The sequence below is a fragment of the Chryseobacterium sp. MIQD13 genome (genome assembly GCF_050496705.1).
Lineage (GTDB): Bacteria > Bacteroidota > Bacteroidia > Flavobacteriales > Weeksellaceae > Chryseobacterium.
Window position 1 is genome coordinate 199,464 of sequence record NZ_JBNWAF010000003.1, and the last position, 25,542, is coordinate 225,005.

Annotated in this window: 20 protein-coding genes and 4 tRNA genes; 16 read left to right on the top strand and 8 right to left on the bottom strand. The window is 37.0% G+C overall.

Annotated features, from left to right (window positions below; all coding sequences use genetic code 11):
- Positions 1-13: 13 nt before the first annotated feature.
- The 4 genes from ACQWU4_RS13265 to ACQWU4_RS13280 form a co-directional block, all read right to left on the bottom strand.
- The gene (locus ACQWU4_RS13265; protein WP_429936231.1) at positions 14-1,768 is read right to left on the bottom strand and encodes a peptide MFS transporter; all 1,755 of its coding nucleotides are present in this window, start codon (positions 1,766-1,768) and stop codon (positions 14-16) included.
- 132 nt (positions 1,769-1,900) lie between these two features.
- The gene (locus ACQWU4_RS13270; RefSeq protein WP_429936232.1) at positions 1,901-3,556 is read right to left on the bottom strand and encodes a peptide MFS transporter; all 1,656 of its coding nucleotides are present in this window, start codon (positions 3,554-3,556) and stop codon (positions 1,901-1,903) included.
- Positions 3,557-3,682: 126 nt separating this feature from the next.
- Complete coding sequence (locus tag ACQWU4_RS13275; protein ID WP_429936233.1) at positions 3,683-4,390, bottom strand: hypothetical protein; 708 nt, start codon at positions 4,388-4,390, stop codon at positions 3,683-3,685.
- 8 nt (positions 4,391-4,398) lie between these two features.
- Entirely contained in the window at positions 4,399-6,528 is a 2,130-nt protein-coding gene (locus ACQWU4_RS13280; protein ID WP_429936234.1) for a S9 family peptidase, read from the bottom strand.
- Between the two features lie 121 nt (positions 6,529-6,649).
- On the opposite strand from ACQWU4_RS13280, the gene ACQWU4_RS13285 reads away from it, so the two are divergent.
- Both ACQWU4_RS13285 and ACQWU4_RS13290 read left to right on the top strand, forming a co-directional pair.
- Complete coding sequence (locus ACQWU4_RS13285; protein WP_429936235.1) at positions 6,650-7,123, top strand: hypothetical protein; 474 nt, start codon at positions 6,650-6,652, stop codon at positions 7,121-7,123.
- Positions 7,124-7,134: 11 nt separating this feature from the next.
- The gene (locus tag ACQWU4_RS13290; protein ID WP_429936236.1) at positions 7,135-7,320 is read left to right on the top strand and encodes a DUF6496 domain-containing protein; all 186 of its coding nucleotides are present in this window, start codon (positions 7,135-7,137) and stop codon (positions 7,318-7,320) included.
- A 63-nt stretch (positions 7,321-7,383) separates the two neighbouring features.
- On the opposite strand, the gene glgP is transcribed toward ACQWU4_RS13290, so the two are convergent.
- Entirely contained in the window at positions 7,384-9,039 is a 1,656-nt protein-coding gene (gene glgP / locus ACQWU4_RS13295; protein WP_429936237.1) for an alpha-glucan family phosphorylase, read from the bottom strand.
- 204 nt (positions 9,040-9,243) lie between these two features.
- On the opposite strand from glgP, the gene ACQWU4_RS13300 reads away from it, so the two are divergent.
- The 5 genes from ACQWU4_RS13300 to ACQWU4_RS13320 all read left to right on the top strand — a co-directional run bounded on the left by ACQWU4_RS13300 (position 9,244) and on the right by ACQWU4_RS13320 (position 15,992).
- The gene (locus tag ACQWU4_RS13300) at positions 9,244-10,041 is read left to right on the top strand and encodes a hypothetical protein (protein WP_429936238.1); all 798 of its coding nucleotides are present in this window, start codon (positions 9,244-9,246) and stop codon (positions 10,039-10,041) included.
- Positions 10,042-10,210: 169 nt separating this feature from the next.
- Positions 10,211-12,319, top strand: a complete 2,109-nt coding sequence (locus ACQWU4_RS13305; RefSeq protein ID WP_429936239.1) for a T9SS type B sorting domain-containing protein — start codon at positions 10,211-10,213, stop codon at positions 12,317-12,319.
- 95 nt (positions 12,320-12,414) lie between these two features.
- The gene (locus ACQWU4_RS13310) at positions 12,415-13,011 is read left to right on the top strand and encodes a DUF1572 family protein (RefSeq protein WP_429936240.1); all 597 of its coding nucleotides are present in this window, start codon (positions 12,415-12,417) and stop codon (positions 13,009-13,011) included.
- A 65-nt stretch (positions 13,012-13,076) separates the two neighbouring features.
- A complete protein-coding gene (mtaB, locus tag ACQWU4_RS13315; protein ID WP_429936948.1) occupies positions 13,077-14,423 on the top strand; it encodes a tRNA (N(6)-L-threonylcarbamoyladenosine(37)-C(2))-methylthiotransferase MtaB in 1,347 nt (448 codons plus the stop codon).
- Between the two features lie 51 nt (positions 14,424-14,474).
- Complete coding sequence (locus ACQWU4_RS13320; protein ID WP_429936241.1) at positions 14,475-15,992, top strand: FMN-binding glutamate synthase family protein; 1,518 nt, start codon at positions 14,475-14,477, stop codon at positions 15,990-15,992.
- Between the two features lie 63 nt (positions 15,993-16,055).
- Here the strand turns inward: ACQWU4_RS13320 and ACQWU4_RS13325 are convergent, their stop codons facing one another.
- Positions 16,056-16,808, bottom strand: coding sequence for a hypothetical protein (locus ACQWU4_RS13325; protein ID WP_429936242.1), 753 nt, complete (start codon positions 16,806-16,808; stop codon positions 16,056-16,058).
- A 55-nt stretch (positions 16,809-16,863) separates the two neighbouring features.
- Here ACQWU4_RS13325 and ACQWU4_RS13330 point away from each other — a divergent pair, with 55 nt between their 5' ends.
- The gene (locus ACQWU4_RS13330; RefSeq protein WP_429936243.1) at positions 16,864-17,304 is read left to right on the top strand and encodes an RNA-binding S4 domain-containing protein; all 441 of its coding nucleotides are present in this window, start codon (positions 16,864-16,866) and stop codon (positions 17,302-17,304) included.
- Between the two features lie 12 nt (positions 17,305-17,316).
- Here ACQWU4_RS13330 and ACQWU4_RS13335 read toward each other — a convergent pair whose 3' ends face one another.
- On the bottom strand, positions 17,317-17,832 hold the full coding sequence (locus ACQWU4_RS13335; RefSeq protein ID WP_429936244.1) for a shikimate kinase: 516 nt from the start codon (positions 17,830-17,832) through the stop codon (positions 17,317-17,319).
- Between the two features lie 114 nt (positions 17,833-17,946).
- Here ACQWU4_RS13335 and ACQWU4_RS13340 point away from each other — a divergent pair.
- From ACQWU4_RS13340 to ACQWU4_RS13355, 4 genes are all read left to right on the top strand, one after another.
- Positions 17,947-18,019 (top strand) — tRNA-Lys (locus ACQWU4_RS13340).
- Between the two features lie 34 nt (positions 18,020-18,053).
- Positions 18,054-18,136: transfer RNA gene (locus tag ACQWU4_RS13345), tRNA-Leu, on the top strand.
- Positions 18,137-18,191: 55 nt separating this feature from the next.
- Positions 18,192-18,264, top strand: a tRNA-Lys gene (locus ACQWU4_RS13350).
- Positions 18,265-18,439: 175 nt separating this feature from the next.
- Positions 18,440-18,512 (top strand) — tRNA-Lys (locus ACQWU4_RS13355).
- A 184-nt stretch (positions 18,513-18,696) separates the two neighbouring features.
- On the opposite strand, the gene panC is transcribed toward ACQWU4_RS13355, so the two are convergent.
- Complete coding sequence (gene panC / locus ACQWU4_RS13360; RefSeq protein WP_429936245.1) at positions 18,697-19,545, bottom strand: pantoate--beta-alanine ligase; 849 nt, start codon at positions 19,543-19,545, stop codon at positions 18,697-18,699.
- 170 nt (positions 19,546-19,715) lie between these two features.
- Between panC and ACQWU4_RS13365 the strand changes: the two genes are divergently transcribed.
- The 4 genes from ACQWU4_RS13365 to gldK all read left to right on the top strand — a co-directional run bounded on the left by ACQWU4_RS13365 (position 19,716) and on the right by gldK (position 25,513).
- On the top strand, positions 19,716-20,486 hold the full coding sequence (locus ACQWU4_RS13365; protein ID WP_429936246.1) for a glycogen/starch synthase: 771 nt from the start codon (positions 19,716-19,718) through the stop codon (positions 20,484-20,486).
- 11 nt (positions 20,487-20,497) lie between these two features.
- Positions 20,498-22,111, top strand: a complete 1,614-nt coding sequence (locus tag ACQWU4_RS13370; protein ID WP_429936247.1) for a DUF4270 family protein — start codon at positions 20,498-20,500, stop codon at positions 22,109-22,111.
- 18 nt (positions 22,112-22,129) lie between these two features.
- Complete coding sequence (glmS, locus tag ACQWU4_RS13375) at positions 22,130-23,983, top strand: glutamine--fructose-6-phosphate transaminase (isomerizing) (RefSeq protein ID WP_429936248.1); 1,854 nt, start codon at positions 22,130-22,132, stop codon at positions 23,981-23,983.
- A gap of 108 nt (positions 23,984-24,091) precedes the next feature.
- Positions 24,092-25,513, top strand: a complete 1,422-nt coding sequence (gene gldK / locus ACQWU4_RS13380) for a gliding motility lipoprotein GldK (RefSeq protein WP_429936249.1) — start codon at positions 24,092-24,094, stop codon at positions 25,511-25,513.
- Positions 25,514-25,542 lie beyond the last annotated feature (29 nt).

The window sequence follows — 25,542 nt, forward strand, 5'->3', positions numbered from 1 at the left end:
TTTATTGATGCGGTTATTTTACACCGTGCATCATTTTCTTTAAGATTGGAGAAAGAAATGCCAAAATAACAGCTGCAATACCACAAAGTACTACGAATACCATAAAGAATTCAAATAGATTGTGGATTTCAAACCCTGCAAATGTAGGATTGTGCAACGGTAACTGAGCTTTCTCAAATGCTGCTGCCTGTTCAGTAGTTAACGTTACTTTTTTATCTAAAACATCCTGAAGGTTTACTCCGATTTCCTCTGCTTTTTTGAATTTATCACCTGTTGCAGGGATAAGTGCTCCCAATGAACCTGCTAATGCATATCCTGCAGCATTGGAAATAAAGAATACTCCGTATAATAATGAAGCAAATCTTTTTGGAGCAAGTTTACCTACTAATGAAAGACCAATTGGAGATAAGCAAAGCTCACCACAAGTCTGGATGAAATATAGTAGCATTAACCATTTGATAGCTAATAATCCTGAATTTCCAAGATCTTTTACGTTGTGTGCAATAATGAAATAAGAAAGAGCGATCAATGCCAATCCCATAGCTTGCTTGAAAGGAGATACAGGTTCTTTGCCTTTTGCTCTCAGTTTATCCCATGTTAAGCTGAATGGAACTGCTAACAGAACTACGAAAATACCGTTGAAAATCTGCACCATTGAAGGCGGCATATTCCATCCGAAAATATTTCTGTCTGTCTGGTTATCTGCGATAAATGTTAATGAAGATCCTGCCTGCTCGAAAGCTGCCCAGAAGAAAATGATAAAGAAAGATACGATATAGATTACCCAGATTCTTTGCTTTTCAACTTTGTTTTCTGCAGAACTCATGATCAGGAATGCCAGGGAAATACCTGCCGCATAGATGAAAGGATAAATAATTCCTTTGATCATCTGTCCCATTTCTACAGAGTTAAATCCGAATTCCCCTACAAGTAAATATCTGAAAGCGAAGAATAAGACTACAAAAATGAATCCTGTAATACCCAAAGAAGCTCCTGAAAATTTTGCAGTTTGAGTTTCTCCTTCTTCGAAATCCGCACTTGTATTATGCTTTGGTAACCCACCGATAGGTCTTCCTTCAGGAGTTACTACATATTTATTTTTAAGGATAAAGAATGTTACTGTTCCGATGATCATTGCAATTGAAGCAGCTAAGAATCCCCATTTGAAAGCGAAAATATCTCTTACTCCGGTAGTTGCATCTTTCACATCTCCTACGTATGGGCAGATGAACTGTCCCAGGAATGCTCCAATGTTGATCCCCATATAGAAAATGGTGAAAGCAGAGTCCAGTTTAGATTTTTCCTGCTTAGGATAAAGGCTTCCCACCATTGATGAAATATTAGGTTTGAAAAATCCATTACCAAAAATGATAATAAATAAGGCCAACCACATAATCATTTTGGAGCTGCCAAGATCTGCAGAGAAAGTAGAGGCACTGATAAATAACAGGAACTGACCGATAGCCATTAAAGATCCACCAATTAAAATGGCATTTCTGTTTCCGATATATTTATCTGCAATGAACCCTCCCAAAAGAGGCGTTAAATAACATAAAGCTAAAAATCCACCATAGATGATTGCTGCATCAGCTTCTTTTATCAATAAGGAATTTACCATGAAGAGCGTCAGAAGGGCTCTCATCCCATAAAAGTTGAAACGCTCCCACATTTCCGTTCCGAAAAGAACCCACAATCCTTTTGGATGCCTTGAATTCTTATTCTCTACAAGTTCATCCGGTTTCGGACTTAATGCTTCAATATTATCCATTCTATTGTTAATTTTTGTTAAGACTGACAAATATAGTTTTTTTTGAGTTTTTGGCAAGGTTTTAATTTTATATTTAAATAAAAAAGCTGCAGAGGGATTCTGCAGCTTGATATTCTTTATGATAAATAAGGATTAGTGTCCTTTTTCCTTCATGATCTTGTTTAATCTTTTTAACATAGACAGCCCTAAAAGTGTCGCAAATATTAACAAAGCGAAATTTACAAGGAAGTAATTCATTTTGTTATCGTAGCTGTACCATGTGCTTGCCAGAATTCCGGAAAGCTTGTTTCCTACTGAGTTGGCAAGGAAGAAACCTCCCATCATCAATGCGGTAATTCTTGCTGGTGAAAGCTTGGAAACAAAAGAAAGTCCCATTGGAGAAAGACATAATTCTCCTACAGTAATTACTCCGTAACCTGCCACCAGCCATAATGGAGAAACTTTCACCGCTCCGTTATCTCCGGCCATAACGGCAAGAACCATTACTAGACATGACAATCCTGAGATAAACAATCCCAAAACAATTTTTGTAGGAGTCAGAGGTTCTTTTCCTTTTCTTCTTAATAATGCCCAGAAGCCTACGATAACAGGAGTAAGGGCAATTACCCAAAACGGATTGATGGACTGGAATAGTTCCGTATTATATAAATACATCTTGGTTTCAGGGTTTTTCTCTAAAGCAGCACGCTGTTCGGGGGATATATTTTTAAAATATACATCTTTTCCTGTTTCTTTAATGGTATTTCCGTCTTTGTCTTTCTGAGACTGGAACTGGTTGTCGTATACAGGAACTTCTTTGTTCTCATAACTTTTTCCGTCCACCATATAAATGCTTTCGAGAGGTTTTTCTAAAGAAGCAGGAACACTTCTGTCTGTGTAATAGTTAGCCCATCTGGTAAGAGCCGTACCGTTTTGTTTGAAAACAGCCCAGAAGAACATACTGATCAGGAATACGGAAAGCAAAGCGCCAATTGATGGTTTTTCTTCAGGCTTAGCCTTAAAGTAAAGGGAAGCATAGAAATAAATAACAGGAACACAGGCAAAAATAAAGGCATCAGTACTGTCACTTCCGAAAATATTTCCCGGAATAAACCATCCTATAGCTCCCACTGCAATGGCAGGTACAAAAACTTTAATTAGAATTTCAGAAAGTTTCGTGTCACCTTCCTGTACAGGTTTCATCTGTGCTGCATGGATATAGTGCTTTCTTCCGATGGTAAAAATAATCATACCTATCAACATACCAACTCCGGCAGTGATAAAGGCTTCTCCCCAACCAAATTTATTACGCATGAAAGCTGCAATAATATTACAGATAAATGCCCCGATATTGATTCCCATGTAGAAAATATTATAACCGGAGTCTTTATTGGCTTTATAAGGTTCTTCTGAATAAAGGTTTCCTAAAAGAGTGGAGATGGTAGGTTTAAAGAAACCGTTCCCAATGATAATTAATGCCAGTGAACCATAGAAAAGAGGCAGTTCTTTGAAAACTCCCATTCCTATATATCCTGCTGCCATCAGGATTCCTCCTAAATAAATGGATTTGATATAGCCTAAAACCCTGTCTGCCAAAAATCCTCCAAGGAAGGGGGTAAGATAGGTTAAAGCGATATAAGTTCCGAAAATATCATCAGCAGTTTTGTCCGGAAGTCCAAGGCCTCCTTTTAGTCCGGTAGGCTCAATGACATAAAGAACAAAGATTCCAAGAATAAGATAATACCCGAAACGCTCCCACATTTCTGTGAAGAAGAGGAAGGGCAGGCCTTTAGGATGTTTAGTCTTCATAGTTTCAATTTTCAAATTTCCCAAAAATAGGGTTTTAATTTTAATTGATAAAATAAATAGTATCCTATGAAATGATTAATAAAATAAATATAAAAATCCCCTCCAAAAAAGGGAGGGGATCGTATTTTATTTTGATTTTTTTGGAAGCATTGGCGGAGGAGGCCCTTTTATAACTTCTACAATATCTTTTCCTTTTTCAGTTTTTACAAGACCATTAGCAAAGTTTTCCATTTCTTTTTTATTGGCTTCAAACTGATTGGCATAGGTGTACGTAGAAATGCTGGAATACCCTTCCCCGTTAAGGTACAGGTTTGCAATATATTCAAAATCCAATCCTTTAACATTGGCACTGTACTCTATATGGAGTACTTTAATACCATTTATAGTCCTGTATTCAGAGTTTTTTAACCTAAAATAATCTGCATTTCTTTGAATGGCAGGAATCAGAATGTCTTTTAAGTTCTTCAAGCTCTGAACCGGAAGAATTTCACTTCCAAATAAGGCATATATTGAAGAATTAGAATTATTATTAAATGCATATTCCACGAAAGCCGTAGCCCCGGGAGCCTTTACAATTCTCCAGCTTTTGGGATTGTAATAAAAACCGGCATCAATATTTTTACTTCTTACCAAAAAAGTGGATTCTTTTGACTTTTCGAATAATCCTTCATTAGTGGTGATAGTTTCGAGAGTTTTTTCATCACTTTCGTTGACGAATTTCCATGTTTTATTATCGAAAAGAACAACTTCTTTTCCGTCTTCCGTCATAGCCTTCGTCTGTGCTCTTACCGAAAATGAAAATATAATAAATGCTGATAAAATAATTTTATTCATCGCTAGTATTATAAATTATTCAAGATAAAATCTGTCATTTTCTGATACAGCTGCGGTCTTGTCTGGCCTCCATAAATACTGTGGTTTCTATCCGGGTAAGCCATGAATTCAAACTGTTTTTTGTTCTGGATCAAAGCTTCAGAGAATTCCATAGAGTTTTGGAAATGTACGTTGTCATCAGCTGTCCCGTGAATCAACAGGAATTTACCTTTTAACAGATTGGCGTATTCTGTTGGAGAGTTTTTATCATATCCGTCAGCATTTTCCTGAGGTGTTCTCATAAATCTTTCCGTGTATACAGAATCATAGTATCTCCAGTTGGTAACCGGTGCAACAGCAATTCCGGCTTTGAAAACATCAGCTCCTTTCGTCATAGCCAAACTTGTCATATATCCTCCGTAGCTCCATCCGAACATACCGATTCTTGTTTTGTCAATATAAGACTGGCTTCCGAACCATTTTGCTGCAGTAATCTGATCTTCAATCTCATATTTACCCATATTCATATAAGTAACTTTCTTGAACTTGGCGCCTTTATAACCGGTTCCACGACCATCAACGCAGGCAACGATATAGCCTTTCTGTACCAGATGGTTAAACCATAAAGCATTTCCGTTATCCCATGAATTGGCAACCTGCTGTGATCCCGGACCGGAATACTGATACATAAACAGCGGATATTTTTTATTCGGATCAAAGTTTTTAGGCTTCATGATCCATGCATTCATCTGATCTCCGGCACCATTCGGAATAGTGATGAATTCTTTATCCACAAAATTATCTGTTTTCAGTTTCTGTAACTGATCGTTATTGTTTTGAAGCTCTTTAACTGTTTTACCGTTTCCGTCTTTTAAAACAAAAGTGTAAGGTTTTGCAGCAGTGGAAGATGTTTCGATGAAATAATTGTAGTTTTTGCTGAAGTTAGCTGAATTGTTACCTTCCGCATTTGAGATCAGCTGGGATTTTCCGTTTTCAATGTTAACTTTGGAAACTACCTTATTAATACTACCTTTTTCAGTAGTCTGAACGTAAATTTCTTTAGACTTGGGATTGAATCCGTAATAATCGGTTACTTCCCAGTTTCCTTTTGTTACCTGTTTTTTTAGCTTTCCATCTTTGTCATACCAGTAAAGGTGACGGTTTCCGTCTCTTTCAGAACCCCAAAGGAAAGAATCGTCATCAAGGAATTCCAGAGTAGGACTGTCCGTATCGATCCACTTTTCATCCGTTTCTGTAAAAAGCTTCTGAACAGCTCCGGTTTTGGTATTGACCTTTAAAATATCAGAGGCATTCTGGATTCTTTCAGAAGTAATCAGAACAATTTCGTCAGGTTTTGCTGTCTGGATAACATTCGGGATATAATAATTTTTGAAAGAACTCAAATTGATAGGCATTGTTTTTCCGGTATCAAGACGGAATAACTGTGCAGAAACTACAGAATTTTTTTCTCCTGCCTTAGGATATTTGTAACGCATTTCTTCAGGATACAGTTTTTTCCCGTAGATAGGAATGTAGATTTCCGGAACCTGGCTTTCATCAGACTTTACAAATACAATAGCATCTGAATTTTTTGTCCATTCATATTGTCTTGCATGCCCGAATTCTTCTTCATACACCCAGTCTGCAAGCCCGTTGATGATGGAATTTTTCTTACCGTCATTCGTGATCTGGGTAATTTTCCCTGAATTCAGATCCTGATAGAATAAATTATTTTCCGAGATAAATGCTACTTTGGTGGCATCAGGTGAAAATCTGGGCTCCTGAACTGTTTTACCATCATTTAAGCTGATCGTTTTACCTGATTTTAAATCTTTCACATCAAATTTTCCGAGGAAAGAATGTCTGTAGATCTGCTGGCTTTCTTTTAAAAGGAGAATTTTTGACTCATCATCAGAGAATTCATAACTGTTAAATTTCCCGTCAACAATATTTCCTTCCTTCTGTGAAGTTTTGTAAGAATATTTGGCAATTCCTTCCGGCTCAATAACCAAATAGTTTTCTCCGTTTTTCATGGATGTAATACCGGCAATCCCTTTTCCACGGTAATATCCTGAATATATTTTATCTAAAGTGATTTCCTGTGCAGAGACATTATGAAACGCTACAGCTACAGTAAGAGTTAAGAATATTTTTTTCATTTCTAATTTTAATGGATTTCAAAGATAATAATTTTATTAAATGCATAAAAAAGCTTTTTTCATACGAGTTTTGGCAAAAAAATTGAATGTATTAATATACAATCAAATTAAAATAATAATTATGGAAACGAATGCATACAACCAGAAACTGAACCGGTATGTTTTAGCCGATCGGATTGTTTATACAGGATTTTCAAGTTTTAAAGATGCTGAAGAATGTGCAAACAAAAAAGGCGGAACTTTGGTAGAGGTGGGTTTTAAAGATGGAAATGATAATCCGCAGATTACTGATGAGGCCGGGCTGATTGAGAAACAACTTCATTACTATGTATATGCAGGCGATGAGTATAAATTTATCCATTCCTCTGATCCCGGATTCAGAAAATATGCCGATGAACTCCAGAAAATAAAGGCTAATAATGATAAAACCAGCCCGGATGAAAGGTATTTTGCCAATTTTGAAATAGAAAATATAGAAGACCCGATTATTGTGATTAAAAATGATCATTTTGAGTCGGTTACTTCAAGAGAGCGTTCAAAGTATCTGAAGCACGCTAAAGTTTATGAACTGGGGGTATCCCTGCCAAAATCTTAAAAATTTTTATCATGAGCAAGACCAAATATTCAGAGAAAGCTCAGGACAAAGTAGGAAAAGTCATGCACGAGTTCAAAGAAGGGAAACTGAAATCTTCTTCAGGGAAAAAAGTGACCAGCAGAACCCAGGCAATTGCCATAGGTATTTCCGAAGCCCGGGAAAAAGGCCTGAAAGTACCGAAGAAAAAGAAAGATTAAATTAAAATAAAAGAATCCGTGAAAATTTTCACGGATTCTTTTATTTTAGAAATGAAGTTTATTCTATTTATAAAGTACTTTATAATATTCATCTGCCATTCTATCACTGTTAAATTGCTCCTGAACATCATCCATAGCAGTATACTGGATTTTTCTCCATTTATCCGGATTATCATAGTAAGTTGGAAGAATTTCGTTTTCAAGAATTTCGTACAGCTTATTCAGATCATACGTATCCTGTTCGTAGATGCTCATGTTTAAATAATCTGCTTTTGGTACTACAAACGAGTTTTCTCCCGGTTTTGCAAATTCAGGAATCCATCCGTCATCAGTAGAAAGGTTTACAGATCCGTTCATAGCAGCAGTCATTCCTGAGGTTCCGGAAGCTTCTCTTGGAACTCTTGGATTGTTAAGCCAAAGATCTGAACCCTGTTTTAAAGACTTGCTTAAAGAAAGCTCGTAACCTGTAAGAACAGCCATATTTTTATGATTTTTACTTTCCTCCACCAAAGTATTGAAGGTAGAAATAGCAGAATAATCCATCGGATAAGGTTTTCCTGACCAGATGATCTGCACCGGATATTTCGGATTATTTAATAATCTGTGGAATCTTTCCTTATCATGAAGGAGTAAATCTGCACGTTTGTATCCTGCAAATCTTCTTGCCCAGACAATGGTAAAAACATTTGGATTGAACAGGTTTCCGGTCTGATCTGCAACAATCGTGAACAATCTTTTCTTTAAATGCTTTTTACGGTAATCGAAAACAGTTTCATCATTTTCGTCTTTGGCATTATAGAGCGGCTTATCTGCCCAATATTTAAATTCCTGTGCATTGGTGATGGAAGTAATTTCGCAGATTCCCGGATATTTATTCCACATGGCTCTCGAAACCACTCCGTGCAGCTTGGATACACCATTCGCCATTCTTGCCATTTTCAAGGCACACAATGAATGATTGAAACGGTCATCATCTGCTCCTTCAATACTTTTCACATCTTCCATGCTGAAACCTGAAAAATAGGACATATCATAGCACAGTTTAAGATTATGTTTTTCATTTCCGGCCTCTTCCGGGGTGTGGGTTGTGAAAACCAGTTTTTCTTTTACCTTGTTCAGATCACCATTGTATTTTTTCAATAGGTAGAATGCTGCAGGAAGTCCGTGAGCTTCATTCAGGTGATAAACATCTCTATCAGCATTTATTTCGTCCAAGAGTTTGGCGCCTCCTTTTCCTAATAAAATATACTGAGCCAGTTTTGTAGATTCATTGGCATCATATAATTTGTGGCAGATGGTTTTGGAAACATGATCGTTTTCCGGAACATCTGTGGAAAGGAAAAACATCGGTGCTGTATTGAAAACTTCAGGATCAAGGTACCATACCTTTACCCATACCGGTGCGCTGTGAATCTCGATCTGGAATTTTATGCCAGTATCTTCAAGGAAGCTGTACATTTTTCTTGTCCAAACCGGCTGAAGGGTCTGGTCATGGTTTCTGGCCTGATCATAATAACCGAATTTCCATAGAATTCCGATTCCGATAAGGTCCTGTTTCAGGTTGTAAGCACTTCTCATATGGGATCCTGCAAGGAATCCTAAGCCTCCCGAATATATTTTTAAAACCTGTTCAATGGCAAATTCCATTGAGAAATAGGCGGTTTTTTTAGAATATTGTGGATTAACGTTGTAAGGTATTTCAAAGTTTTTAAAATCCATATAAATCACAGTTTAATAATTTGAGCGCCAAAGGTATTGATTATGAAAGTAAACTTTACATTAATTATTTGATAAATTATTTTAAAAGTATCCTGTGAATAGTTTTTTTACTTACCTTTATTATGTAAATTTTTGAAAATCAAAAACTTCTAACGGTGAGAACCAATATGGCATTCGTTCTTTGGTCACATAAAAAAATCACCTATGAAAAAGACATTTTCTGATGAAGATTTAATAAAGAATCTAAGCCTATACTATATGAACCGGCATTTGAAAAAAAAGCCGATAGAAAAGTATCACCAAAAAATAGATGAATCTCTGCTCCACGACCGCGAAAAATATAGAAAGAAATCGGAGATTCTGCTGCTTAATTCATTTATGCATCATTTCCCCGATGTCAAATTTGAAGATCTTACCTGCGAAAGTCCGGACTTTATCGCCAAACTCAACGACAAGAAGATCGGAATAGAGCTGACCGAAGTGATCAACCATCTGGAAATGAAAAAGGCAGAAAGTACCTTAAATAAAATGTTCCGTCAGGCAGAAATATTATTAGAACAGGAAGACACCGCGAAGTATCGTGGTGTTTATTTTTTGGAATTCCACCCGAATATCAGGTTTGACAATATAGAACAGCAGGAAGAAAATATCCTCAGTATTTACAGAAGTATCAAAAAGAATAAGCCTGTAGGATGTGTAAAAGGAATGAGAAAATCTTTTCACCGCAGAAATGTTTTTATTACCCATGAGTACAGCATGAATCTCTTTGACGAGCTCTGTTCCGAAAAAATCCTCGAGCTTATTGATAAGAAAAATGAAAAATTCCCTTATTATGATACTTCAGTAGATGAATGCTGGCTGGTAATTGTTTCCGATATGAATTCCATTGCATCAAGGTATACATTCATTCAGGACAAAGAACACTTAAAGGAAGTGAAGAGCCCGTTCCATAAAATCTTCCATCTTGAAAATCTCTGTGGAAATATTACAAGCATAAAATAGCGGTGTCTTATCGTGTTATATCGTAATCATTATGTGTTTTTATTTAAAATAATTCAATATTTTTAAAATTCTATTGTTTGTGATTAAAATATAGGTATATTTGATGTATGGGTTGTAAATCAGCTCATATCGTTTGATTTTCAAACTATTCACTAAAAACTGTATATCTATGAAAAAACTTTTACTCTTTATTTTTTTCGGTATTTCCCAGATATTCTTTGCGCAGGCAGATTGTTCTACAGCTCTTTCAGTCTGTGGAAATTCCAATATTACGTACAGCCCTACAGGATATGGAAATATCAGGGAGCTTGTGAATTCAGGAAGTTGTATAGATGCAACCGGTGAGCACAATTCAATCTGGTATAAAATTACAATTGCTACAGGCGGAACACTTACTTTTGATCTGGTTCCAAACAATCCCGATGCCGATTATGACTGGGCTATTTTTGGCCCGAATGTTAGCTGTGGAGCTTTGGGATCACCTATACGATGTAACGCTGCAACTGTGATCGGGCCCGGTCCGGCTACAGGATTAAATATGACCAGTACCATTACTAATGCTGTTGGTGGTTCACTTACGCCTTATTGTAAGTATCTGGATGTTTTACCGGGGCAGACTTATTATTTGTTTATTGACAACTGGGTGAGCAGTACCAGCAGTACAACGGCTCCGTTTTCTTTAACATGGGGTGGAACCGCAACATTGGCCTCTCCGTTTACAGATCCTGCTTTACAGCCCAATCCGTTTATCCCGCCTGGGGTTCCGGCAGCCAATCCGGCAGATCCGAAAGAAGTAATTATATGCACAAATCCTGCAGTATTTGATTTCTCTACACTTTCTGCAGGAATCCTGAATGGAAATCCGAACTTTAGTGTAAGCTACCATACAAGTCAGAATGATGCATTAACAGGAAGTAATGCCATTACTGTTCCTACAACCGTAAGCACAACCATTGTTTATTATTACAGCATAAGCTATACGGATCCGACCAATCCAAACAGTCCGCTTAATAAATGTAAACAGATCGGAACATTTAAATTCAGAGACGGCAAAATCACTGCAAAAAATGCAACGTTGACGCAGTGCAACAATAATAATGCAGGAACGGCAGTATTTGATCTCACAACGGCTGATGTTATTACAGATCCAACCGTAACGAAGAAATATTACAATACCCTTTCAGACCTGAACGCAGGTACCAATGAAATTACAAATCCATCAGCATTTACTTCCGCTGAAGGAACAATTTATGTAAAAGTGACTTCGCCCTTCGGATGTACTGCTATTGCACAGATAACCTTGAAATTCAATCCAGTTGTTATTGTGACTGATGCTACATTAAGATCCTGTGCTCTTGAAAACAGTCCTTCTACAGCATCTTTTAACCTGACGGTAGCAACTGTAACCACACAAACTGGTGCTGTTAAAAAATATTACCCTTCTGCAGCAGATGCGGCCAATCAGACCAATGAAATTTTAACCCCTTCACCATATATTGCCCCTAACGGTGTAGTCTATGTAAGAGTTTCCAATGCACAAGGTTGCTATAATATCGCTAAAATTACATTAGTTGTTATTCCTTCTGTATATTCTACGGTTCTTAAAGATAAAATTATCTGTGTGGAAGACAGAACAACTTTAGATGCAGGGCCAGGATTTAACGGTTATGAGTGGAGTACCGGAGCAACTACTCAAACAATTACAAATGTGGGTGTAGGAACTTATTGGGTGAAACTTAAAACAGGAGATTGTATTGTGACGCAAAATGTTAAAGTATATCCTTCCGAGCAGCCTGTTGTTTCCAGTATTGATATTTCAAATACTACTGTTAATGTATTTGTGATAGGGGGAACGCCTCCTTATAAATATTCAATGGATGATATCAACTGGCAGGATTCCAATGTATTTGATAATGTGAAAAGAGGTGATGCTACCATATTTGTTAAAGATTCTTATGACTGTGATCCTATAGATATCAGTATCGTGGTTCCTAATCTTGTGAATGTGATAACGCCAAACGGTGACGGATATAATGATGTTATTGATTATTCAGCATTAGCCAGTAAGAAAAACTTTGTGATGAATATCTTTGACCGTTACGGCAATATGATCTTCAAGATGGATAAATTTAGCGGCTATAAGTGGGACGGAACCAGTCAGGGAGGGTTAAAAGTACCTACAGGAAACTATTGGTATTCCGTAAGCTGGAATGAAAATGATAAACTGAGCACACCAATCAAGTACTCAGGATGGATCGTTGTTAAAAACAGGGATTAAGCTTTTTAATAATAAACTATATAGATAAAACCATTTCGAAAGAGATGGTTTTGTCGTTAAAATAATTCTAAATTAGTCTCATCAACAAAGAAAAAATGAAAGATCTTTTTGTAAATCGCTTTAAATACTATAAATCGCTTGGGGACAAATCATTCATACAGCTTTCAGATGAACAGATCTTCTGGCAGTATAATGAGGAAAGTAACTCCATTGCAGTAATTGTAAAACATATTGCTGGAAATATGCTTTCAAGATGGACTAATTTTTTAACCGAAGACGGAGAAAAGTCATGGCGCAACCGCGATGATGAATTCATCAATACCTTTAAAACAAAACAGGAAGTTATAGATTTCTGGGAAAAGGGCTGGAAATGCTTTTTCGATGCCCTGGATCAGATTAATGATGAAAATTTATATTCTACTATTTATATCAGGGGAGAAGGTCATTCGGTTTTAGATGCAGTTCTGCGCCAGCTTGCCCATTATCCTTATCATATCGGGCAGATTGTTTCCATTGCGAAAATGCTGAAAAATGATGACTGGAAAACACTCTCCATTGATAGAAACAAGTCTCAGGACTTTAATGCCGAAATGAAAAATAAATTTTCTGAAAATAACAAAGAAGAAAGTCCTAATTCATCTCCGGTGTGTTTTCAAAACAGCCATGAAGTAAGGGATGAATATAAACAATAGACTGAATCAATTTAGAATTATTATTAAAATTACTATCTTTGCACCCAGAAAATTCAGGAGTATTCATGTCTACTTTTCACGGAACTGCCGCATTTCATACACTCGGCTGCAAATTAAATTTTGCGGAAACATCTACTATTGCCCGCCAATTGACAGATGCAGGTTATGATAAAGTAAGTTTTGATGATAAAGCAGATATCTATGTAATCAACACCTGTTCAGTAACTGAAAATGCAGACCGCGAGTGTAAACTCCATGTGAAGCGTGCCATGAAAGCCAATCCGGAAGGACTGGTTGTTATCGTAGGATGTTATGCCCAGTTGAAACCTGAAGAAATTTCACAGATCGATGGGGTAGATCTTGTTCTGGGAGCTAAAGAAAAATTCAATATCTTAAGCTACCTGGATGATCTGGAAAAATCTGAAAACGAAGGGATTGTCCATTCATGCGAAATTGAAGAAACGGATTTCTTTATCGGTAGCTATTCAATAGGAGACAGAACAAGGGCTTTCCTTAAAGTGCAGGACGGATGCGACTATAAATGTACCTACTGTACCATTCCACTGGCAAGAGGAATTTCCCGTTCAGATACCATCGAGAATGTTATTAAAAATGCCAAAGAAATTGCGGAAAGAGACATCAAAGAAATTGTTCTTACCGGAGTAAATATTGGTGATTATGGAAAAGGTGAATTCGGAAATAAAAGACACGAACATACCTTTTTAGACTTAATTTCAGAGCTTGATCAAGTGGATGGAATCGAAAGAATCCGTATTTCTTCCATAGAACCCAACCTTTTGAAAGACGAAAGCATTGAGCTGGTTTCTAAAAGTAAAAGCTTTGTTCCGCATTTTCATATTCCGCTGCAGTCGGGATGCGATGATCTGCTGAAAAAAATGAAGCGCCGCTATCTTACGAAACTTTATAACGACAGAGTTAATAAAATCCGCGAAGTAATGCCTGATGCAGCCATTGGTGTAGATGTTATCGTAGGATTTCCCGGTGAAACAGAAGAAAAATTCATGGAAACCTATAATTTCCTGAACGAACTTCCTATCACCTATCTTCATGTATTTACTTATTCTGAAAGAGAAAATACAGAAGCTGCCAATATGGACGGTGTAGTGCCGATCCCGGAAAGAAAAAAACGTAATAAAATGCTGAGAATACTTTCTGAAAAGAAAAAGATGGCATTTTATCAGACCCAGCTTGGGAAAACACTTCCTGTTCTTTGGGAGCATGAAAATAAAGACGGCAAAATGTTTGGCTTCACAGAAAACTATGTGAGAGTCCAGAAAGATTTTGATTCCGCATTCGTTAATCAGATTGAATTTCTAAATTTAGAAAAAATCCTGTCAGATGGCACGGTTTCTGTGCAGTCATCCTTCGAAAGTTTTTTAGCAAAAGCATAGTCTCTTTGCGAAATTTCTACTAAATTTATTTTAACTTTAAATACTACATTCATGAGAGATAAGTTTTTATCTTGGGGAATTGTATTGGTAATTGCTACATGGGCTGTTGCATTACTGATCAGAGCACATTACTGGATACCCATCCTTTTGTCTGCTATCTATGCATTAGGCGTTTACAATGCCTATCAATCGAAACACGCTATTTTGAGGAACTTCCCGGTATTGGGCTACTTCAGGTACTTTTTTGAAAGTATTTCGCCCGAAATGCAGCAGTATTTCATCGAAAGGGAGACAGACGGGAAGCCATTTCCAAGAAACCAGCGTTCTGCAGTGTACAGACGTGCTAAAAATCTAAGTGATACTGTGGCTTTTGGAACACAGTTAGAAGTTAATCACAGAAAATATGAAGGGATCAAGCATTCTATCTATGCAAAGTCCCCAAAAGAAGAACTACCGAGAGTATGGGTGGGAGGAGAGCAGTGTAGTCAGCCTTACCATGCTTCTTTATTCAATATATCAGCAATGAGTTTTGGAGCGTTAAGTGACAGGGCACAGATTTCTCTGAACAGAGGGGCTAAAAAAGGAAATTTTTACCACAATACAGGAGAAGGGGGTATTTCTCCATATCACATGGAAGGAGGAGACCTTTGCTGGCAGATCGGGACAGGGTATTTCGGATGCCGTGATGAAGAAGGAAAATTTAACCCGGAACTATTTGAAAAGTATTCTACCCTTCCGAATGTAAAAATGATTGAAATAAAGCTTTCCCAGGGAGCAAAACCAGGGCATGGAGGGGTGCTTCCTGGTGTGAAAAATACTCCTGAGATTGCAAAGATCCGTCACGTCACTCCGGGAATGACCGTTATTTCGCCACCTTCCCACACTTCATTTTCTGATGCTGCGGGATTGCTGAGGTTTGTACAGCAGCTTAGAGAGCTTTCAGGAGGGAAACCTGTAGGTTTTAAGCTTTGTATAGGTGATACCAGAGAATTCGAAGATATTTGTGTACAAATGAATGTTCTGAAGATCTATCCGGATTTTATTACCATAGATGGAGCGGAAGGTGGAACAGGAGCAGCACCGCCGGAATTTTCGGATGGAGTAGGGATGCCTTTGGAACCAGCTTTGATTTTCGTTAACAGAACTCTTAATAATTACAATTTAAGAAGTAAATTAAGAGTTATTGCCAGTGGAAAAGTATTGACGAGTTTAGATATTCTCAGAGCTGTGGCTATGGGTGCGGATATGTGTAATAATGCCAGAGGATTTATGTTCTCGCTAGGATGTATCCAGGCTTTAAGATGTAACAGTAACAATTGCCCTACAGGAGTAGCTACTCAGGATAAGATGCTGATTAAAGGGCTTGATGTTACAGACAAAAGTGAAAGAGTATATCACTTCCACAAAAATACACTGCATACCTGTAATGAACTGATTGCAGCAGCAGGAAGAAGCTCTTATGAAGAAGTGGATGCCACTATGTTTATGAGAGGAGATGAATTTGATCATCTGGCAGATCTTTACTTCCCGGACATTCTAGGGAATGTAAAGCAGAAAGCGAGATCTTAAAAAAATATAAAAGACAATAAAAAACCGCCCTCAGCTAAGGGCGGTTTTTTTATTTTATAGAGATTATTTATCACTTTCAGGTCTGTCTTTTCTTCCGTATACCTGGAAATTAAATACCATCGAATAATTTCTCAGAGAGTATTGCGAGTTGTAAGGATAATGCGGATCTCTTGCAAAAGCAGCCCTTGAAGGCACTAAGATAACACCCTGAAGGTTATAAGGATTTCCGCTTGGAAGGTTGTTGAATGCCTTGAACTTTTGTATTGCCTCCCTGAAACCTTCAACTTCATAGTAGCTTCTCTGCTTGGCTGCATCTGTGGTTGCTGCATCTCTTATCGGTTTTTTTGCATAATAATACAATGGATCTATTAGCGGAATACCGTTGCCGTTAATTGTATTGCTTATTCCAATTGAAGAAATAAAAGAAACATTTCCGTCAGTATTGGCAGCTAGATAAGCATTAGCTCTTATCATAAGCGTAAGAATATCGGAATCTCCGATAGTTTGTGGCTGATCTGCGTCTGTTGGCTGTGCCCCGTCTCTCATAATGTATATAACTCCGGATGGAAGCGTTTCATAAGGCAAATCAATCAGCTTTTTCTCATTATCATCACTGGTATCTGTAGTGCTGAAAGTTTTTATATTTCCCTGTGCATCCAGATAATTGTCGTTCATAAACTTCTTAATTGCCTGATCGTCATAATTATTCTGAACGGTAATATCTTCCGGTTCTTGATACGTTTCAACTTCATCATCTTTCTTACATGCAGAGAAACACAAAGATCCTGCAAGGATATATAAAAATATTTTTTTCATTTCAAAAAACTTTAATTACTTTACAAATAATATAACGGCAAAAGTATAAAAAATTATGAGAATAGATAAATTTTTATGGTGCATTCGTTTTTATAAGACGAGAAGTATTGCAACAGAGGAAATTAAGAAGAACAGAGTTTCAATAGGAACGTCTGCCGTAAAGTCGTCTAAGGAGGTAAAAGAAGGGGATGTTATTAAAATCCGAAAAAATCAGATTGATTATAAAATAAAGGTTACCCAGATTCCCAAAAGCAGGATGGGAGCAAAGCTTGTTCCCCTTCATATTCAGGATGTGACGGATAAGGAACAGTATGAATTACTAAAACTCCGTAAAATGTCACAGGATTATTACAGAAATAAAGGAGAGGGAAGACCTACCAAAAAAGACAGAAGGGAGATGGATGAATATGTGGGAAATGATATTGCCTCAGACTTTACAGACTGGGACGATTTCTTTGGAGAAACAGCGGACGGTAATGAAGAAAGTGAAGATTAAAATAAAAAAGCTCTAGAGATAGAGCTTTTCTATTATTTCCTGGACAATATCTTCAGGTGTTCTTGAATCCGTACTGACACTGAACTGTGCTTTGCTGTAAAATACATTTCTTTCAAATAAATGCTTGGCGATGAATTCCGGCAGGTCTTCATCAGAAATATTGGCAATTAAAGGCCTTTTTTCCTTCTGTTTGGAAAGTCTTTCATATAAAGTATTTACGGAAGCCCTTAAAAATATACTTTTCGAACTGTGGTTGATAATTTCCATATTATTATAGTAAACCGGAGTTCCTCCTCCCAGGCTTAAAACTACATTTTCTTCCGAAGCAAGGATTTCTTCCAAGGCCTCTCTTTCCAGCTTTCTAAACTGAATTTCTCCCTTTTTTTCGAAAATCTCAGGAATGGTTAATTTATTTCTCCTGGAAATCTCTTTATCGAGGTCAATTAGTTTAAAATTTATTTTGTCGCTTAAAATTTTGGAAATGTGAGATTTGCCACATCCCATGTATCCGATCAGTGAAATAACCATGAATTTTTTTTAAACAAATTTGCAAAAAAGTTTTGAGATAATGAAAAAACTCCTATCTTTGCACCACTGAAAACGAGGGACATTATTCAAATGCAAATCGTTGATAAAGTGACCGACTCGGTAGCTCAGCTGGTAGAGCAATACACTTTTAATGTATGGGTCCTGGGTTCGAATCCCAGCCGGGTCACAAGCGAAAAATTACTGGATTTTTGTAATTTTAAGCCTGCGTGGTGAAATTGGTAGACACGCCATCTTGAGGGGGTGGTTTCCTAAGGATGTGCTGGTTCGAGTCCAGTCGCAGGCACTGCAAAGAAAATTTAATAATTATTAATGAAATTGTTTCATTTTTAATTGTGGCCGACTCGGTAGCTCAGCTGGTAGAGCAATACACTTTTAATGTATGGGTCCTGGGTTCGAATCCCAGCCGGGTCACAAGTTTACTGAAAAGTAAATTTTTTTCATATTAATATTTTGTGATTTGGTGTTTCAAAGGTCTCGTAAGAGACCTTTGATTTTTTTTATAAACATATTGCAGGAATAAAAAAAGAATCTTATCTTTGCAACCTCTTAAAAACGGTATCAGAAATGTAATCGTTATAGAGTGACCGACTCGGTAGCTCAGCTGGTAGAGCAATACACTTTTAATGTATGGGTCCTGGGTTCGAATCCCAGCCGGGTCACAAATTTACTGAAAAGTAAATTTTTTCATATTAATATTTTGTGATTTGGTGTTTCAAAGGTCTCGCAAGAGACCTTTGATTTTTTTGTACTATATTGTAAAAAAGAAAACTCTGATTATATTAAATCAGAGTTGTGTTTTATAAGAAAATATACAAGGGTATTTTGTTGAACAGTTGTTTAATATTAATCCAGATGCATATTATCAATTAATCTTACACCATCTACTACAACTACGATGAATGCTCTGTAATTTCTGTCCTTATAGAAAAAATCCGTTTCTTTCAGTGTGTCCTCATCGGCAATCAAAAAATATTCTAATTTCATTCCCTGCTGATGATCAAAAATATCTGCTACCCTTTCTTTTATTTCGGGAATAGTAATAACCCTGAACCAGTCGTTTACCTTGATTAAAGTCTGATAAATAACTTTTGAGACTTCTTTCCGGTCCTCATGCAGTCTTTGGTTTCTTGAACTTAATGCCAAGCCGTTTTCTGCCCTGTAAATAGGAACACCTGTGATTTTTACCGGAAGATGCTTCTTTTCAACCATTTTTTTGATGATGGCAAGCTGCTGGAAGTCTTTTTCCCCGAAATAGGCATTGTCTGGTTTGATCTGTCTGAAAAGCTCTTCCACTACAGTTCCTACACCGTCAAAATGTCCTGGTCTTGACTTTCCTTCCATTTCATTTTCCAGTCCGTCAAAATCATAATGCTGGCTTTCAGTTTTTTCAGGGTAAATATCAGTTACTTCAGGAATATAAACCGCATCCACTAATCCTGAATTTTCAAGGATAAGAATATCCCTGTTGACATCTCTTGGGTATTTTTCCAGGTCCTCCGGATTATTAAATTGGGTAGGATTTACAAAAATTGAAGAAATAACCAGATCATTATCTTTTCTGGCTTCTTCATACAGGGAAAGATGACCTTTGTGAAGGGCTCCCATTGTAGGAGCGAAACCTATCTTTTTTCCTATTTCTTTCTGTCTTTCAATGAAATCCTGAAGGGTTTTCTTGTTCTTTATAACTTCCATAGTTTATTTTAATACTATTTCAAAAATACTAAAAATATCACATAATTATATGAGTTTTTAATAATTTGAAAATGGGAATTATCGTAAAAAAATGTTAATTAAAATAATGTTGAATGTTTTTTTGTAATTTTGCACATTAAAGCATTTTTACAAAAATATAGATAGAATTTATGCCGAATCAAAAAATACTGTACATTACTACAGAGATGTATCCATATCAGGAAGATACGAATATGGCTGCATTGGTAAACAAAATGGCACTTAAGATGCACAATGAAGGCAATGATGTAAGAGTTTTTATGCCAAGATTTGGACAAATAAGTGAAAGAAAATTCCAGCTTCATGAGGTGATCCGCCTTTCGGGAATGAATATTATTATCAACGATCTGGATCAGCCCTTAATTATTAAAGTAGCGTCTCTTCCGGGGGAAAGACTTCAGGTTTACTTTATTGATAACGAAGAATACTTCAAAAGAAAACAATATTACGTAGATGACGAAGGAAACCCTTTCAGTGATAACGATGAAAGAGCCATTTTCTTTGCGAGAGGAGTTATAGAAACCATCAAAAAATTAAACTGGGTTCCGGATGTAATCCACCTGAACGGATGGATGTCTTCTTTTGTTCCTGTTTACCTGAAAACGTACTACGAATCCGATACTTATTTCAAAGATGCCAAAATCGTCCTTTCTTTATATAATGAGAAAGACGCAGACCTGGACAAGAATATTGCTGAAAAATTAGCATTCGATAATATTTCCGGATTAAAAGCGTTAGATAATCCGACAATCAAAAATTTTGTTATCGAAAGTATGAACTATGTAGACATGGTAGTAAAAGGAGATGAGTTTCTTGATGCAGACCTTGATAAAGGTTTCAATGAAACAACGACTTCAAAGTCAGAATATGTTGACGTAGATTCTATAAACCAACTTTATTAAACACATTTTTAATGACTCATACTGTTAAAAGGACTTTAGCCATGCTTTTTATGGCTGTTTTCGGGAGTGCCCTTCTTTATAATTGCGAGCCGGAAACGGATTCGCTAGGCGAACAGCTTTTTATAGATGGTGCTGCAGAAGGCAATGTAACTTCTTACGACCTTGTTGCTTATAATATTAATAATCATGATACGATCCGAAGCGATGCTGGTAGACTTGTAGATCAGATCAATACAGCAGGTATATCTTCATCCCGTTTCGTTCTGGGAGCTTTTTCTGAGGGACAGTTTGGTATGCAAAGAGCATCCTATCTTACCCAGTTAAGAATGAGCACCGATAATTTCAGTTTCGGAACTACTCCAAAAGTAGACTCCGTGGTTCTGGTAATGAGACCATATTCTATTGCCGATTCAGTAACTACACTTCCTCTTAAGGATGAAAGTTTATTAGTTGGAACTGAAACCGTGCCTGTTTCTACAGAGATAAAGACTTACCCTACTAGTTTTAACTTTAAATATGGTAAAACAAAGCTTGGGCCTGGGGGAACACACTCTTTATTACATATTAATGTAGACGAAATTACTACATTCTTGGATGGTAATGATGCCGCTTTCAAACGTTCCAATGTAGTTGTCAGTACAGGAGCTGCTTTGGGATCAACTGTATTTAACGGAACAGTAACATCTAAGACTATTACGAAAAAGTCGGATAATTCAACTTTATTTACATCTGATGCAGGAATCAGAATTCCTTTGAATAAAGATTTCTTCCAAACCAAGATTCTTGATAAGAATGGCAAACCAGAGCTTATGGATGCTGCTAACTTTACAAGATACTTTAAAGGGATAAAACTTTCTGTTACTGATACAGACGGATACCTTTTACAACTCTCTCCTGAGACGATGGAAATAATAATGTATTATACCAACGAGAAAAATGATAACGGAACTATTACAAGACCTCAGTCTACCTTTAAGTTCCTTCTGTCAGGGGGGCTTGGTAATGCCCGTATCGGCCAGTATGAGTATAACAGAGCCGGATCTGCTTGGGAAAGTGCATCATCAACAATTAATGAGCAGGACGGAGATGCTAAACTTTATGCACAGGGAATGGGGGGACCTTCTATTGCCGTGAAAATTCCTGATGCTACCGTTGCAAACCTTAAGGCATTATATGAAAAAGATAAGAACGCAATTATGAGTGCCAAAATCAGAATCTATACAGATGCTGCAACATGGAGTAATAGCTATAAGAGAATGGACAACAATTTTACCATTCTGCCTATTGATAGCAAGGATACTTCTACGCAGGTTCTTACTTCTTCAGGATTTATTTCAGATGTAACAGCTGGATTTGCAATGATGAAAGCTTATGATCTAGATAAAAATCCTTCTTATTATGACTTTACGGTTACAAAAACGGTGAAAGATATTGTTGAAGGAACAGCAGCAAATAAAGAACTTCTTATTAATATAGGACAGTTTATTCTAACTACAGCAGGTGTGCCGGGAGGCTACAAATATACATCCAGAGCTTTTGCTACGGAAAGAGGCGTTTATGTTGGTACAGATAAAACCAATGCCAACAGAATTCAGTTAAAAATCACTTACGGAACTAAAAAATAAAAAAACACTAGAAATATTATGTGTGGAATTGTAGGATATACAGGATTTCAAGATGCGTATGACATTGTAATCAACGGTCTTAGAAGATTAGAATATAGAGGATATGACAGTGCAGGAATTGTTTTGGAAGGTTCAAACAATAAGTTTGAAGTGGAAAAAACAAAAGGTAAAGTAGATGACTTGGTTGGTATTTCAGCACAGTTGAAAGGTACGGCCAAAATAGGGATGGGACACACCAGATGGGCTACCCATGGAGTTCCAAGTGACAGAAACTCACACCCGCATTTGTCAAACAATGGAAAGATTGCTGTTGTACATAATGGTATTATAGAAAACTATGATACTATTAAAACAATGCTTAGCGAAAAAGGATTTACTTTTAAATCTGAGACAGATACGGAAGTTTTGGTAAACCTTATCCAGTATTTCATGGATCTGAAACCGGAAACAGATTTTCCTACAGCGGTAAGATATGCTTTAAACGAAGTATATGGAGCTTATGCTATCACTGTGCTTCATGAGGATTATCCCGGAGTATTGGTTGTTGCAAGACTAGGTTCTCCTTTGGCAATAGGAATCGGGGATAAAGAATACTTTATTGCTTCTGATGCATCGCCTTTCGTAGAATTCACCAAAGAAGCAATCTACCTGGAAGAAGGGCATATGGCTACTATTTCATTGGAAAAAGGAGTAGATATCAGAACCATTAATGATAATGCCAGAATCGAACCTGAAGTTCAGGAGCTTAAATTAAGCTTAGAACAAATTGAAAAAGGTGGTTATGAGCATTTCATGCTTAAGGAAATCTTTGAACAGCCTAAATCTATACACGATACTATGAGAGGGAGACTTCTTGTTGACGAAGGTGTTATAAAAATGGCCGGAATCTGGGATCACCTGGAAAGATTCAAGAATGCAAACAGAATCATCATTATTGCTTGTGGTACTTCTTGGCACGCAGGTCTTATCGGAGAATATCTTATTGAAGAATATGCAAGAATTCCTGTAGAAGTAGAATATGCATCAGAATTCAGATACAGAAACCCTATTATTACTGATAAAGATGTTGTGATTGCAATCTCTCAATCAGGAGAAACAGCGGATACAATGGCAGCATTGAAATTAGCTAAAGAAAAAGGAGCGTTTATCTATGGTATATGTAATGTAGTAGATTCCTCTATTGCAAGAATTACAGATGCCGGTTCATATACACACGCAGGTCCGGAAATCGGTGTAGCATCTACAAAAGCATTTACTGCACAGCTTACCATCCTTACTTTGATTGCATTTAAATTAGGAAAACATAACGGTAATCTCGGCAATGCTGAATTCATGAGCTTAATTGCCGAATTGGATGCTATTCCTAAAAAGATTGAAGAAGTTTTAAATACTACACACGAACTGACTCAAAATATAGCAAAAGACTTCGTAAGCACTGCAAACTTCCTTTATTTGGGAAGAGGATACAACTATCCTGCAGCATTGGAAGGCGCTTTAAAACTGAAAGAAATCTCTTATATACATGCAGAAGGATATCCGGCTGCAGAAATGAAACACGGACCTATTGCCCTTATTGATGAAAATATGCCAATCGTTATTATTGCCCCTAAAAAAGGACATTATGATAAGATTGTGAGTAATGTTCAGGAAATTAAGGCCAGAAAAGGAAAAATCATTGCTGTAGTTAATAAAGGGGATCAGCAGGTAAGCTCAATGGCGGATTATGTTATTGAAATTCCTGAGACTTCGGAATGTTTCTCACCAATCGTTGCATCAGTGCCTCTACAGCTATTAGCTTACTATATTGCTGTATACCGAGGGGCCAATGTGGATCAGCCGAGAAACCTTGCGAAATCAGTAACCGTGGAATAAAAATTAGTTGTAAATAAAATAAATTTAGATTTCTTCCGTTATTTCAAAAAAAATCTTAAAAGTTTCTTAAAAAAATTATATATTTACGGCTTAATTATAAAAATTAACATGAAAAGGATATTTCTTTTATTATTGTCTGCGTCGGTAGCATCAGTATCTTGTTCAGGTGGTGGCAGTTCTTCTGTAGGGAAGCCTGGAACAAAAGGAGAATTGATACCAAGAGAAAAAACTAAATCATTTGTTGCGGAAAGACCATATGGAATGGTTGGTATTCCAGCAGGTTCATTTGTTGCTGGTCTTGCAGATCAGGATCCAACAAATACTCCTGAAAAAGCTTCATTGAAAACTGTTACTGTTTCCTCTTTCTTCATGGATGAAGCGGAAACTACCAATGCAGAGTACAGAGTATTTATCAATTATGTAAGAGATTCCATTGCGAGAACTCTACTAGCCGAAGCTGCTGGGGAAGGCGGCGAAGAAGGCGGACGTAAAGGAGCAAGCATTGGTGACTATGCATACCTTGCTAAAAAAGAAGAAAATTTAACACCTTATCAAGAATATTTAGAAGGCCAGGGAGGAAGAGAAGACGGAGGTTATGATGCAAGTAAAAAACTTGACTGGAAAATCCCTTTACATTGGAGTACTGGAAAGTATCCTGATGTAGAGTATGCAGAAGTTTTAGAGTCTATGTATCTGCCTGCTTCTTCTAGAATCGGAAACGAAAGAATTTTAGACGTTAGTAAACTAAAATATAACTATCAGTGGGGAGATATGGATGCGGCACTTGCTGACAACGAAAGAGGAGCAAACTACCTTAAAAGTTCAAGCATTGCGATCTATCCGGATACTACAGTTTGGGTAAAAGATTTCCACTTTGCTTACAACGAACCATTGTTCGAGCAGTATTTCTGGCACAAAGCCTATAAAGATTATCCTGTAGTTGGGGTAACCTGGGATCAGGCAAGAGCTTACTGTAACTTCAGATCTAAACTGAAAACAGATTATAACGAAAGCTTAAAAAGAAAAAAACAAAGACCAATGATTTTCCGTCTTCCTACAGAGATCGAGTGGGAATATGCTGCAAGAGGCGGAATGCAAAATGCTACTTACCCTTGGGGAGGTCCTTATTTAATGGACGACAGAGGTTGCTATCTTGCGAACTTCAAGCCTAAGAGAGGTAATTATATGGAAGATGATAAAAAAGGTACTTATACATATACAGCTCCAGTAAAGAAATTTAAGAAAAATGGATTTGGGTTATTTGATATGGCTGGAAACGTTTCTGAATGGACAGAATCTGCGTATAACAACTCTTCTTATGGCTTCTCTTCTACATTAAACCCTTCTACGAAGAATAAAATAGATACGAAGAAGTCTGTAAGAGGTGGATCTTGGAAAGATATAGGATATGCCCTTATGACAGGTGCTAGAGATTGGGAAAGAAAAGATTCTGCAAGAAGCTATATCGGATTCAGAACTGTACAGGATATTCCTGAAGCAGCTGTTAAGCCAAGAAGAGTTAACAGATAATTAACCGGACAATTTTTCAATAACAATTT